General features: G+C 71.3%; 14 protein-coding genes. 4 read left to right on the top strand and 10 right to left on the bottom strand.

What is annotated here, in order from left to right; all coding sequences use genetic code 11:
- Positions 1-33: 33 nt before the first annotated feature.
- The 7 genes from ACWD5D_RS27565 to ACWD5D_RS27535 form a co-directional block, all read right to left on the bottom strand.
- A complete protein-coding gene (locus tag ACWD5D_RS27565; protein WP_451375443.1) occupies positions 34-2,382 on the bottom strand; it encodes a hypothetical protein in 2,349 nt (782 codons plus the stop codon).
- Positions 2,383-2,537: 155 nt separating this feature from the next.
- Positions 2,538-2,954 carry a DUF6113 family protein gene (locus ACWD5D_RS27560; protein WP_451375442.1) on the bottom strand — a complete coding sequence of 139 codons (417 nt, stop codon included), beginning with the start codon at positions 2,952-2,954 and terminating at the stop codon, positions 2,538-2,540.
- Positions 2,951-3,838, bottom strand: a complete 888-nt coding sequence (gene mshB / locus ACWD5D_RS27555) for an N-acetyl-1-D-myo-inositol-2-amino-2-deoxy-alpha-D-glucopyranoside deacetylase (protein ID WP_451375441.1) — start codon at positions 3,836-3,838, stop codon at positions 2,951-2,953. Before mshB ends, ACWD5D_RS27560 begins: the two co-directional genes overlap by 4 nt.
- Before the next feature lie 71 nt (positions 3,839-3,909).
- Entirely contained in the window at positions 3,910-4,167 is a 258-nt protein-coding gene (locus tag ACWD5D_RS27550; protein ID WP_451375440.1) for a hypothetical protein, read from the bottom strand.
- Entirely contained in the window at positions 4,164-4,511 is a 348-nt protein-coding gene (locus tag ACWD5D_RS27545; protein WP_451375439.1) for a hypothetical protein, read from the bottom strand. The genes ACWD5D_RS27550 and ACWD5D_RS27545 overlap by 4 nt, the downstream gene beginning before the upstream one ends.
- A 67-nt stretch (positions 4,512-4,578) precedes the next feature.
- A complete protein-coding gene (locus ACWD5D_RS27540) occupies positions 4,579-5,481 on the bottom strand; it encodes a helix-turn-helix domain-containing protein (protein WP_451375438.1) in 903 nt (300 codons plus the stop codon).
- A gap of 260 nt (positions 5,482-5,741) precedes the next feature.
- Positions 5,742-6,179 carry an ATP-binding protein gene (locus ACWD5D_RS27535; protein WP_451375488.1) on the bottom strand — a complete coding sequence of 146 codons (438 nt, stop codon included), beginning with the start codon at positions 6,177-6,179 and terminating at the stop codon, positions 5,742-5,744.
- 155 nt (positions 6,180-6,334) lie between these two features.
- Between ACWD5D_RS27535 and ACWD5D_RS27530 the strand changes: the two genes are divergently transcribed.
- Genes ACWD5D_RS27530 through ACWD5D_RS27520 form a run of 3 tightly spaced genes read left to right on the top strand, consistent with a single transcriptional unit; the run spans position 6,335 to position 7,607 of the window.
- The gene (locus tag ACWD5D_RS27530; RefSeq protein WP_451375437.1) at positions 6,335-7,210 is read left to right on the top strand and encodes a helix-turn-helix domain-containing protein; all 876 of its coding nucleotides are present in this window, start codon (positions 6,335-6,337) and stop codon (positions 7,208-7,210) included.
- Complete coding sequence (locus tag ACWD5D_RS27525; RefSeq protein ID WP_451375436.1) at positions 7,207-7,413, top strand: DUF397 domain-containing protein; 207 nt, start codon at positions 7,207-7,209, stop codon at positions 7,411-7,413. Before ACWD5D_RS27530 ends, ACWD5D_RS27525 begins: the two co-directional genes overlap by 4 nt.
- A complete protein-coding gene (locus ACWD5D_RS27520) occupies positions 7,410-7,607 on the top strand; it encodes a DUF397 domain-containing protein (RefSeq protein ID WP_451375435.1) in 198 nt (65 codons plus the stop codon). Before ACWD5D_RS27525 ends, ACWD5D_RS27520 begins: the two co-directional genes overlap by 4 nt.
- Here the strand turns inward: ACWD5D_RS27520 and ACWD5D_RS27515 are convergent.
- The gene (locus ACWD5D_RS27515; RefSeq protein ID WP_030346161.1) at positions 7,597-7,791 is read right to left on the bottom strand and encodes a hypothetical protein; all 195 of its coding nucleotides are present in this window, start codon (positions 7,789-7,791) and stop codon (positions 7,597-7,599) included. The two genes, ACWD5D_RS27520 and ACWD5D_RS27515, sit on opposite strands and share 11 nt — an antisense overlap.
- 198 nt (positions 7,792-7,989) lie before the next feature.
- Between ACWD5D_RS27515 and ACWD5D_RS27510 the strand changes: the two genes are divergently transcribed.
- Positions 7,990-10,113 (top strand): alpha/beta fold hydrolase, encoded by a 2,124-nt coding sequence (locus ACWD5D_RS27510; protein ID WP_451375434.1) that lies wholly within the window; start codon positions 7,990-7,992, stop codon positions 10,111-10,113.
- Between the two features lie 143 nt (positions 10,114-10,256).
- Here ACWD5D_RS27510 and ACWD5D_RS27505 read toward each other — a convergent pair whose 3' ends face one another.
- Together ACWD5D_RS27505 and ACWD5D_RS27500 are read right to left on the bottom strand one after the other, a co-directional pair.
- Positions 10,257-11,342, bottom strand: a complete 1,086-nt coding sequence (locus ACWD5D_RS27505) for an ABC transporter ATP-binding protein (protein WP_451375433.1) — start codon at positions 11,340-11,342, stop codon at positions 10,257-10,259.
- Positions 11,335-12,309, bottom strand: a complete 975-nt coding sequence (locus ACWD5D_RS27500; protein ID WP_451375432.1) for an ABC transporter ATP-binding protein — start codon at positions 12,307-12,309, stop codon at positions 11,335-11,337. The genes ACWD5D_RS27505 and ACWD5D_RS27500 overlap by 8 nt, the downstream gene beginning before the upstream one ends.
- Positions 12,310-12,311: the final 2 nt, after the last annotated feature.

Below are 12,311 nucleotides of genomic sequence, written 5' to 3'. Positions count from 1 at the left end.
ACGGACGCCCCCGCTGTTCGGCCGTGCCCGCGGCTAGTTCGGGTTCGTGGGGATGACCGCGACCCGGTTGGTCTGGCTCACCAGTGCCTGGCGCAGGGCGACGTAGACGTCCTGCGGCGTGACGGGCGTCTTCTTGCCGTTCGCCCGGGTGATCAGCACTCTGTCGAAGGTCTGCCCGTACAGCTGCTTCAGGGCGGCCAGGTCGGGCTTGTCGGTCAGCTTGCCGTCGGGCGTGGGCGCCACCTTGAGGAACTTCCACAGGGAGTTCCTCGGGCTGAACTCGATGAAGTGGGCGGCGTCCGTCTTCACGATCACGTTGGCCGACATCGCCGGCTCCGCGAAGGCCTTCATCTCGCGGTCGACCTCGGCGTTCGACACCGTCGGCTGCCTGGTGGCCGTCGGCACGCTCACCGCGCTCGCCGTGCCGGTCTCCACCAGCGTGCGGTACGCCTGCTCGACCGCCTGGGTCGACTGGGCCGCGTCGATGCCCTTGCCCGCCTTGCCGTACACGGGCACGGCCTTGCCGGACTGGAACGTGATGCCGCCCTCGGTGACCGAGCCGGAGCCGCCGCCGGTCTGCTGGAGCGCGGCCTGGAGCTTCTCCTCGTCCACCGGCATGACCGGCTGGATCTCCCGCTTCTGGCCGAAGAGGGAGCCGATCACGGAGACGGGGTTGTAGTCGCTCGTCGCGGCCTTGCTCACCGTGGACTGGAAGTCGAACTGCAGGCCCGCGTTGTCCGGGGCGAGGGCGACCGTCTTGCCGCCCACGGACAGCTTCAGCGGCTTGTTGACCCTGCTGCCGAAGGCGTCGTCGAGCTTCTTGACGGCGTCGTCGCGGGTGCCGCCGCCGATGTCCGTGCCGAGCACGGTGGTGCCCTTGGGCACGTCGGTGTGGTTCATCAGCAGACCGGCGCCGTAGGCACCGCCCAGGACGACGATCACGCCGACGCCGAGCAGCACCAGCTTGCTGCGGCCCTTTTTCTTCGCCTTGCCCTTGGCCTTGGACTGCGCGGCCCCCTCGGGCTTGGGCGCCGTCTGCGGGGCCGCGCCGTCGGGGTGCGCGCCGGAGCCGAAGGGTCCGTTTCCGGCGGACGGGACGACCGGCATGCCGCTGGTGACGGTGTGGCCGGAGACGTTGTCCGGGGCCGGGTAGCCGGGGATGCCCGGTTCGGGGGCCGGCTTCTGCGGGGTGAGGATCGCGGTGTCGTCGCTGAGTCCGCCACCGGGGCCCAGACCCGCGCCGGGGACCGCACCCGGGCCCGCCGGGCCGGTGGGACGGTCGAGGTCGGAGAGGGCGCTGCGGGGCATGCCGCCCTGGCCATTCGTGCCGAAGGGCTCGCCGCCGCCCTGGCCGTTCATGCCGAAGGGCTCGCCGCCGCCCAGACCGATGTCGCCGAGGGCGCCGGGGCCGCCGGCCGTCGGGGCGAGCGGGCCATCGCCGGTGACCGGGCCGCCGGTCGGGCCCGCGGGACCCTGCGGGCCGCCGAGGCCGCCGGGGCCGTTCGGCCCGCTGAAGCCGCTGGGGCCGCCGGGCCCGCCGACGCCCGCACCCGGAGCGCCGGAGGCGCCGAGGTCGTTCTGGCCTGTGCCCGAGAAGTACGGCAGGTCGTCCCGGCTGGGCTCGCCGCCGTTCGCGCCGGGGCGGGGCGTGCCCAGCGGGCCCGCGGCCAGCGCCTCGGTCACGTCGAAGGAGCCGGTGCCGCCGCCGTGCCCGGGGGCCACGGGGCCACCGGTGGCGCTGGGCAGGCCGGAGCCCTTCGGAGCGCCCGGACGGCTCATGGAGCCGACGACGCCACCGGGGCGGCCGGCGGAGCGTGCTCCGCCGGATCCGGGCGCACCGGACGCATCCGGACCACCCGGGCCGGCCTGGCCGCCCTTGACGGCCGGACCGCTCGGGCCGGCCGGACCGCCGGTGGCGGCGGAACCGCCGCTCGTCCCGGCGCCGTTCGTGCCGCCGGCGGCCGGACCGCCCTTGGGCGCGCCGGACTTGCGGGGCGCGAACCAGTCGCTGGCGGGCTTGTCCTCGGCCTTCGGGGCGCCCGGCTCGGCGGGCGGCTCGACGCTTCCGGTGGGCGCCGCGGCGGTGGGCGCCGGACGCGGCTCGGCGGGGGCGGCGGCTCCGTCGTCCGCGGTGCCCTCGCCGTCACCGACGGGCGTGCGCACGACGACCGGCGGGATGGGCCGCGATCCGGGGATGTTGATCCGGATCCGGGTCGTCAGCGTGGTCTCGGTCTTGCGCTCCTCGGGCTGCGCGGCCGGACGGCCGGTGCCCGAACCGTCGCCGGAAGCCATGGGGGTCCCGTACGGCGGTGTGCCCGAGGGGTATGCGGCTCCCCCGTGGCCGTTGGGCCCGGAGGACGGAGTGTCAGTTTCACGACTCAAGGCAGGTTCTCCCGGTTGGCTCCGCCGCCCGTTACGACCTCAGCGGGCACCTCGGCGGCGCGCACCACCATACTGGCCACGTCTGGCGCGTATCCCACGACCGTTGAGGAAAGTCACACGGGACTCGCACGCTCGTCGTACGGCGAAGTGGTACGTCACTTGCCAAGTCGGGCAGAGCCGCCCCCGGCGTACCTCCCCGCACCCACAGTGGCGCAGATCACAGCGACGACCATCCCGCCGAGCAGGAAGAGGTACGAGCCACCGCCCACGCCGAAGAGGAAGTCCCCTTCCGGCCGGGGAGCGGTGAGCAGCAGTACGGCGACGACCCAGCCGAGCACCGGCGCGACCGCGCCCGCGCGGCTCGCCGTCGCGGCCGCCCCGCCGAGGAACAGACCCGCCGCGCCCGCGAGACCGAGCAGCAGCCCGCCCGGGAACCAGGCGGACTGGAGCAGCGCCCCGGCGAGCGCCACGATCGCGCCGAGCAGGAACAGTCCCACGTAGGCGAAGAACCGACCGATCGAGGGCGGCCGCAGCGGCTGGGCGAGCATCGAACCCCGTCCGGCGTCGCTCATGACGCCACCTCCGCCGCGTCGGCGGGGACACCGGCGAACAGATCGGTCTCGACCCCGGCGCCGTCCCCGCCCGGCCGTGCCGCGCCGCGCACCAACTCGTAGTACTCGGTGGTGAACAGCGGCTGGGCCAGGTCGTTGGAGAGCGCGAAGTACGGCTCCGCCACGGCGATCTGGGTGACGTGGGCGCGCATCGCGGCGGCCTTGGCGGCGGCGTGGGCGGTGCCGTCGATCGCGGTGGTGACGCGGGCGTCGTCCACCACGCCCGAAAGGTCGTCCGCCACGGCGCTCTTGTCGAACGGAAGTCCGGACAGATCGTCCTGGAGGCGGGCGAACGCCTCCTCGGCGACGGAACGCGGGGTGCGGTTCCAGTAGATCTTGTGGATCACATGACCCCGCTCGGCGGCCAGCTCGACGGCGCGCATGGCGACGCGGTGGGCCTGGATGTGGTCCGGGTGGCCGTATCCGCCGTTGTCGTCGTAGGCGACCAGGACCTGCGGCCGGACCTCCAGGATCACCTCCGCGAGGGACCCGGCGGCCTCGTCGACGTCGGCCTGCCAGAAGCAGCCGGGGTCGTCGTTGTCGGCCAGGCCCATCATCCCGGAGTCGCCGTAGCGGCCGGCGCCGCCGAGCAGCCGGACGTCCGTCACGCCCAGCTCGCCCAGCGCCGCGACCAGCTCACCGCGCCGGTACGCGCCCAGCGCGGCACCGCCCAGATGCCGCAGCTCGGGCGGGATGACCTCCCCGCGCTCACCGAGCGTGCAGGTCACCAGGGTCACGTGGGCACCCTCGGCCGCGTACTTGGCCATGGTCGCGCCGTTGTTGATCGACTCGTCGTCCGGGTGCGCGTGCACGAGCAGCAGACGCCGGGCAGGCAGTTCCGTCATGGGTCCACCCTACGAGGCGGCGCCGACAGCCTGGCGTCCTCCCTGCGCGGCTGACCGGTCACCGCAGGCCGTCAGAAGCCCAGATAGGTGATCTGGACGACGTAGACACGCTCGCTGCGCACGACAACCTGGTAGGTGAACATGCCGCCGGGGACGATGACATCGCCGCCCTTCGGATCGATCCCTTCATGGGCCCGGCCGTGGTTGTGGACGGCTTCCACCGCTCTGACCAGTTCGTCGGCCTTGCGTTCCACGGCGGTCAGGAAATCCGCAGGAGCGGTTCGCGCGGCCTCTTCGGCGCCGAAGGCGTACTCCCATTTCCAGCTCACTCGCGAATGGCCTTCATCGCCTCGTCGAGAACCGCGCTCAGCTCGCGGAGGGCCTCTCGCGCGACAACGGGATCCTCGTCTTCCAGATCCTTCTCCGCCCGGGTATAGCGACTGGACAGGTCGGGGCGGCGGGCGATCTCGATGTCCCTGGCCCAGATCAGAACCCAGCCCTGTACGGGGCTGAGCGACTGCCACTCGACGGCCTTGGCGAAGGCCTCGTCCTTCTTGGCCTGCATCTCGCCCAGGCGGCCTGGAGCGACGACGGCAAGGGCGGCACGCAGGGCGTCAGGGGTCAGCTCCGGACGAGGGACCAGCTCGTGCCCGTGGTCGGCCTGAGTACTCATCGTGTCCTCCAGAGAGCGCCCTGGCCAGACTATCCGGCTCGTGGGCAGCGAACGGGGCACAACGGGCTCAGGCAACGGCAATGGGAGTGCGGCAGTCATAGCAGCGTCCTGGGGTCGGGGCGCGGAAGGCGCGGTCGCAGCCGTCGCAGTTCTGGAGCGGGTGACGGGTGACCGACGATGGTGACGCCTGCGCCCGGAACGGCGGTGACGGGGGGAGCTGGGCGGCGAGCCGGTGCGCCAGGAGGGCGGCCGGACGACACAACGGTTCGTCCGGCAGGTGTGCGGTCAGCGCATGGCGTACGGCCGTGGGGCTCACGTCGCGCTCCAGCCAGGCCGCGACGCCGGGGGCGAGGTGGGCGGTGTCACAGGCAGAGAGGAGCAGGCGGGGATCGTGGCGGCGGAGGCCGGCGAGGAGGTCCGTGGCCTGCTGGAGGATGGCGGGGGCGGGACAGGCGGGTTGCGGCACCGAGGGGAGGGACTTCTTGCGGGCCGTCTGCCGCTCTGCCGGGGCGGCGCCTGATCCCGACCCCGGTCGGGGTCCTGGACGCGCCGGTGGTGCGGGTGCGTGGTCGGCCGGGCGGCGGCTTCCCGGCTGGTTGCAGGAGACGGTGCGGGTGACGATACGGCCGCCGGGGACACGTTCGCGTTCACGGCGCAGGTACCCGTGGGCCTCCAGCTCGCGCAGACCGGCGGCGATCCGGGTCGCACCCTCCTGGAAACGGGCGGTGAGGGACTTGATGTCGATGCGGGCGCCCCTGGGCAACGACTGGATGTGACAGCCCAGACCGATCGCGAGCAGGGACAGGTCCGGGTGCTGGGTGAGGTGGTTGCCGATCACCGTGAAGCGGGCGGTGTGGCGGGTGTTCTCGTGGATGAGCCCGCCGCCGGTGTGGGGCCGCCGGTTCGGGTGGTTGTCGGCGGCAAGCCGGGACTGGGCGCGCGGGGGCGCGCTAGGGTGCTGAGTACCCATCGGGAAGTGCCTCTTCCTCGGTGGTCAGGCCCTCGCACTGGGATTGCCGTCCCGGCGGGGGCCGTCGCATGTCTGCGGTTGTGTTGCGCCGAGCGTAGGACAGGCGAGGGGCCGCGAATCCAGCCGATTCGGCGATGTTCACCCGCCCGGGTGACCGTGCGCGGCGGGCGGGAGGGGTGGGGCTTGGCGAGGTCCTTTCACCGTCGTGGTCCTTGGGAAAGACCGCCCCTGTCACCGGAGCACGAGTGGCCGGGTTCCGGCTACGAGAGACGCAGCTCGGCCCACACGGTCTTGCGCGGGAACCGCCCCTCTGCCACACCCCACCGCTCGGCGAACGCGTCCACGAGGAGCAGCCCCCGGCCACACTCCGCGTCCACGGCCGCCGCCATCTTCATCTGGGGCAGCCGGTCACCGCGTGTGTCGGTCACCTCGATCCGCAGGATGTCGCCGACGACGTACAGCGTGAGGCGGAAGCTCCGTCCCGGCAGGCGTCCGTGGGTGGCCGCGTTCGCCGCCAGCTCGGCCACGACATGGGTCGCCGCCTCGCTCGGCAGCCCCCAGCCCGCGAGTTGGTCGGCGGCGAGCAGCCGGGCCAGCCGGGCCCCGCGCGCAGTGGAGGAGAGCAGCACGCTGAAGTTGTGGACACCGTTGTCGAGTTGGGCCGTCTTACCGGCGATTTCCTCGTTCACGTGACTCAGCGTGGCCGAGCGGCTCTACCGTGAGGAGTAATCACGTCGTTGCGTACGGTCACTGTCCAGGACTTGTCCGGTGCTGTCCGGGCTGTCGGCGGCGGTCGTACGGGTACGGCCTGACGGTACGAGGCGATACGGCCGCTACGACGGAGGGGCGCGGAATGTCGGTGGACGACGAGGCGGTACGACTCACGAGCGAGGTCGACGAACCGGGCTGGGAGGTGGACCCGGACGACGACTGGGGCGTGGCCGTGATCGCCACGGTGGGACGGCAGTTGAAGCTGCGCCGCGAGGCGGCCGGCATGCGGGCCGCCGAATTCGCGGCGGCCGTGGGATACGGCGAGGATCTCGTCTACAAGATCGAGAGCGGCAAGCGGATTCCCCGGCCCGAGTATCTGGACAGGGCGGACGCGGTGTTGGGGGCCGGGGGGTTACTTTCGGCGATGAAGGAGGACGTGGCGAGGGTTCGCTATCCGAAGAAGGTGCGGGATCTGGCGAAGCTGGAGGGACAGGCGGTCGAGATCGCCGTGTACGTCGGGCTGAGCATCCACGGTCTACTCCAGACACCGGAACACACACGAGCCCTGTTCGAGGCACGACAGCCGCCCTACTCCGAAGAAGAAGTCGAACGCCTGGTGTCCGCTCGGATGGCACGCAAGGAGGTCTTCGAGAAGTCACCGGCGACTGCGCTCAGCTTCGTGCAGGAAGAGGCGGCCCTGCGTCGCCGCGTCGGAGGCACAATGGTGCGACGCCGACAGCTCGAACACCTGCTGGAGGTAGCGCGGTTGCGCAATGTGTCGCTCCAGGTGATGCCAACCGACACCGACGCCCATCCCGGTGTGGATGGGAAGATCGAGTTGCTGAAGTTCGCGGATGGTTCGGCGGTGGGGCGTTCGGACGGCGCCTTCAACGGTCGACCGACTTCCAACCCGAAGGACCTCCGCATCCTCGAACTTAGGTATGGCACCATCCGGGCCCAGGCTCTCTCCCCACGGGAGTCGTTGACCTTCATCGAGCAACTGCTGGGAGAAACATGATCCGCGAGACCGCCGCCGGTGACGTCTCCGAACTGGCGTGGTTCAAGAGCAGCTACAGCGACGGCACCGAGGGCGACTCCTGCGTCGAGATCGCCATTGCGCCCCGCACCGTCCACATCCGCGACTCCAAGCACACCGAAGGCCCCCGGCTCGCGGTCGCGCCGGAGTCCTGGGCGGACTTCGTCGACGGAGTTCGCCTGTGAGCGCCGGAACCAGTTCCCAGCTGGCGTGGTTCAAGAGCAGCTACAGCAGCGGCAACGACGGCAACTCCTGCGTCGAGATCGCCACCACCTCCGGCACCATCCACATCCGCGACTCCAAGCACACCGAAGGCCCACAGCTCGCGGTCGCGCCGGAGCCGTGGGCGGCGTTCGTGGCCGGTGTCGTCAGAACTTGATGCTGCCGATCATGCTCGCCACGTTCGTCGTCAACTCACTGATCGTGGGCGCGACAGTGGAAGACGCGAGATAGAAGCCGAGCAGCATGCAGACGACCGCATGACCACCCTTCAACCCTGACTTCTTGATCAACAAGAAGACGATGATCGCCAGCAGCACCACCGCCGAAATCGAGAGTGCCACGGCGGCTCACCTCCAAAGGTCCCAGGGATGCGGGGGGTTCGGGCTATGGGGGATGTAACTTCACTACTCAGTACAGCGGATGGACTCGCGTGCCGGCAGGTTCATACCCACTCAGCGGTAGTGATCATAACTATCCGTGCTCGCGCATAGCTCGGCGCACGGCCGCACAAGGGGGCGCATGGCCAATATGGTCAGGGTATGACGACCGAGGCTGACTCCTTCCCCCGCCGGCACGCCCGGACACAGCGGTTCACGCTCGGCGCGCCGCGTGCTTTCACCGTGGCACCGGACGGTTCGCGCGTCGCGTTCCTTCGTTCGAGTTCCGGCACGGACCGGGCCAACTCCCTCTGGATCCTGGACCCGGAGGACGGTTCGGAACGCCTGGCGGCCGACCCCGGCGCCCTGCTCCAGGGCGCCTCCGAGCAACTGTCGCCCGAGGAGCGGGCACGCAGGGAGCGCAGCCGCGAGGGGGGCGCCGGCATCGTCGGCTACGCCACCGACGCGGCCGTGGAACTGGCGTCTTTCGCCTTGTCAGGGCGGCTTTTCGTGGCCGAGCTGCGGGCCGGGACGGCACGTGAACTCCGGGTTCCCGGACCGGTGATCGACCCGCGCCCGGCGCCGGACGGGCGGCACATCGCGTACGTCGCCCAGGGCGCGCTGCGGGTCGTGGGCGCGGAGGGCGAGGACGACCGGGCACTGCTGGAGCCGGAGCAGGAGCAGGTCGGCTACGGTCTCGCGGAGTTCGTCGCGGCCGAGGAGATGGGGCGTACGCGGGGGTTCTGGTGGTCCCCGGACTCGGACCGGCTGCTGGTGGCGCGCGTGGACGACACGCCGGTGAAGCGGTGGTGGATCTCCGACCCGGCCCACCCCGAGCGTGAGCCACACCACGTGGCGTACCCGGCGGTGGGGACGCCCAACGCGGACGTCCGCCTGTTCGTGGCGGGCCTCGACGGGACGCGCACGGAAGTCCTGTGGGACCGGACGCGCTATCCGTATCTGGCACGTGTGCACTGGTCAGCGGCGGGGGCGCCGCTGCTGCTCGTGCAGGCCCGGGACCAGCGCAGCCAGCTGTTCCTGGCCGTGGACCCGGACACCGGGACGACCCGGATGGTGCACGCCGACGAAGATCCAACATGGCTGGAACTTTTCGCCGGGGTGCCGTGCTGGAGCCCGTCGGGCCAGCTCGTCCGGGTCGCCGACGAGGGCGGCGCGCGGGTGCTGGCGGTGGGTGAACGCCCGCTGACCGGGCCCCAGTTGCACATCCGCTCGGTGCTGGACGTGTCGGCGGACGACGTGCTGGTGACGGCCTCGGCCGGGGAGGCCGCCGAGACGCCGGAGACGGGCGAGATCCATGTCTACCGGGTCAACGAACTCGGCGTGGAGCGTGTGTCGCAGGAGCCCGGCGTGCACTCGGCGGTGCGGGCCGGGAACGTGACCGTGCTGGTGTCCGCGACGCTGGACAGCCCTGGGGCGCATGTCCAGGTGCTGCGTGACGGGAAACGGGCGGCGACTGTCACGTCGTACGCCGAACATCCCGGTTTGTCCCCGAGGGTGACCCTCACCGAGGGGGGCGCACGCCGAATTCCGTGCGCCGTGCTTATGCCACGGGACTACCACGGTGACACTCCCCTGCCGGTCCTGCTGGACCCCTACGGCGGTCCGCACGGCCAGCGGGTCGTCGCCGCGCACAACGCCCACCTCACGTCGCAGTGGTTCGCCGACCAGGGCTTCGCGGTGATCGTCGCCGACGGCCGGGGCACGCCGGGCCGCTCCCCGGCGTGGGAGAAGGAGATCCGGGACGACAAGGCGGCGATGGTCGTCCAGGACCAGGTGGACGCGCTGCACGCCCTCGCCGAGAGGTTCCCGCTGGACTTGGACCGGGTGGCCGTGCGGGGCTGGTCCTTCGGCGGCTACCTGGCGGCACTGGCGGTGCTGCGCCGCCCCGACGTCTTCCACGCGGCCGTGGTCGGCGCTCCGGTCACCGACCTGCGCCTCTATGACACGCACTATGAGGAGCGCTACTCCGGTCTCCTGGACGAACAGCCGGAGGTCTACCGGCGCAACTCGGTGATCGACGACGCGGGCCTGGTCGACCCGGCCGAGCCGCACCGGCCGATGATGATCATCCACGGGCTGGCGGACGACAACGTGGTCGTCGCCCACTCCCTGCGGCTGTCCTCGGCCCTGCTGGCCGCCGGCCGCCCGCACGAGGTGCTGCCGCTGTCCGGGGTGACCCACATGACCCCGCAGGAGGCGGTCGCGGAGAACCTGCTGCGCCTCCAGCTGGACTTCCTCAGGCGTTCGCTGGGACAACGCGGCTGACGCCGACCGCTGTGAACTGCCTTAACGCGAAGGCAACTTCACGGAAGCGGTGCCGAGACACGAGCGCGCGAGCCTGAACGGCGTACGGCCGTGCGGGTGCCGTTGGACGGGCCGGGGTGCCACGCCACCCCGGCCCGTCGCCGTCATCCCGGCCCGTCGCCGTCGTCCGGCGCCGCTTCCGGGGGCGCCGCTTCCGGGGGCGCCGCTTCCGGGGGCACGACCTGTTTCTCCTCCGCGAACAAGCAGGCCGAGTCGTGGGCCGCCGGGCCGGCGCTCACGAGTTCCGCCGGGACCGCCAGCGGCGGGATCTCCACGGCGCACACGTCCTGCGCCTTCCAGCAGCGGGTGCGGAAGCGGCAGCCGGAGGGGATGTGGGTCGGGGACGGCACGTCCCCGGTGAGGATGATCCGCTCGCGGTGCTCCCGTGCGTCGGGGTCGGGGACCGGGACGGCCGACAGCAGCGCCTGGGTGTAGGGGTGCGTGGGGTGCTCGTAGATCTGCTCGTCCGTGCCGATCTCCACGATCCGGCCGAGGTACATGACGCCGACCCGGTCCGAGATGTGCCGGACGATGGACAGGTCGTGCGCGATGAAGACGTACGACAGGTCGAACTCCGCCTGGAGACGGTCCAGCAGGTTGATCACCTGGGCCTGCACCGAGACGTCCAGGGCGGAGACCGGCTCGTCCGCGACGATGATCTCGGGGCGCAGCGCCAGCCCCCGGGCGATGCCGATGCGCTGGCGCTGGCCGCCGGAGAACTGGTGGGGATAGCGGTTGATGTACTCCGGGTTGAGGCCGACCACGTCCAGCAGCTCCTGGACCCGGCGGCGCCGGTCGCCCTTCGGAGCCACCTCGGGGTGGATGTCGTACGGCTCCCCGATGATGTCGCCCACCGTCATACGGGGGTTGAGGGAGGTGTACGGGTCCTGGAAGACCATCTGGATGTTGCGGCGCACGGCCTTCAGCGCACGGTCGGACAGCCGGGTGAGTTCCTCGCCCTTGAACCTGATCGAGCCGGCCGTCGGCCGCTCCAGGCTGCACAACAGCCTCGCCACCGTCGACTTGCCGCACCCCGACTCGCCGACGATGCCCAGGGTCTCCCCCTTGCCGAGGGTGAAGTCGACGCCGTCGACCGCCTTCACCGCGCCCACCTGCTTCTTGAACAGGATTCCCCGGGTGAGCGGGTAGTGCTTGACGAGGCCGCGGACCTCCAGGATCGGCTCAGCCACGCAGGCACTCCGTCCAGAAGTGGCAGGCGCTGCCCCGCTCCTCGGAGACCTCGTACAGCGGGGGCACGTCCGTGCGGCACACGTCCTGGGCCATCGGACAGCGCGGATGGAAGGCGCAGCCGGGCGGGATGTCCATGAGGTTCGGCGGCAGGCCCTTGATGGCGTACAACTCGTGTCCCTTCTGGTCCAGACGCGGGATGGAGTCGAGCAGGCCCCTGGTGTAGGGGTGGGCGGGCGCCTTGTAGATGTCGTGCACGGGCGCCGACTCGACGATCCGCCCCGCGTACATCACCGCGATCCGGTCGGCGACGTCCGCGACGACACCGAGGTCGTGGGTGATGAGGATGAGCCCCATGCGGAACTCGCGCTGCAGATCCGCGAGCAGGTCCATCACCTGGGCCTGGACCGTGACGTCCAGCGCGGTGGTGGGTTCGTCGGCGATGACGAGGGCCGGCTCCAGGGCCAGCGCCATGGCGATCATGATGCGCTGGCGCATGCCGCCGGAGAACTGGTGGGGGTAGTCCCGCACCCGCTGGGCCGCGCCCGGGATGCGCACCCGGTCCATCAGCTCGACCGCCCGGACCCGCGCGTCCTTCTTCGACATGCCCCGGTGCACGACGAACATCTCGCCGAGCTGGTCGCCCACGGACATCACGGGGTTGAGCGCGGACAGCGCGTCCTGGAAGATCATCGCCATTCCGGCGCCCCGGATGCCGCGCCGCTCCTCCTCCTTGAGCTTCAGCAGGTCCCGGCCCCGGAAGAGGATCTCGCCGCCGGTGATCCTGCCCGGCGGCATGTCGAGGATGCCCATCACCGCCTGCGCGGTGACCGACTTCCCGGAACCGGACTCGCCGAGCACCGCCAGGGTCTCCCCCGCGTCGACGGCGTACGACACCCCGTTGACGGCCTTCGCGATCCCGTCCCGGGTGCGGAACTCCACATGCAGGTCGCGCACTTCGAGCAGCACGG

Source organism: Streptomyces sp. NPDC002520, assembly GCF_053595235.1.
This window is presented reverse-complemented; position numbering and strand designations above follow the sequence as displayed.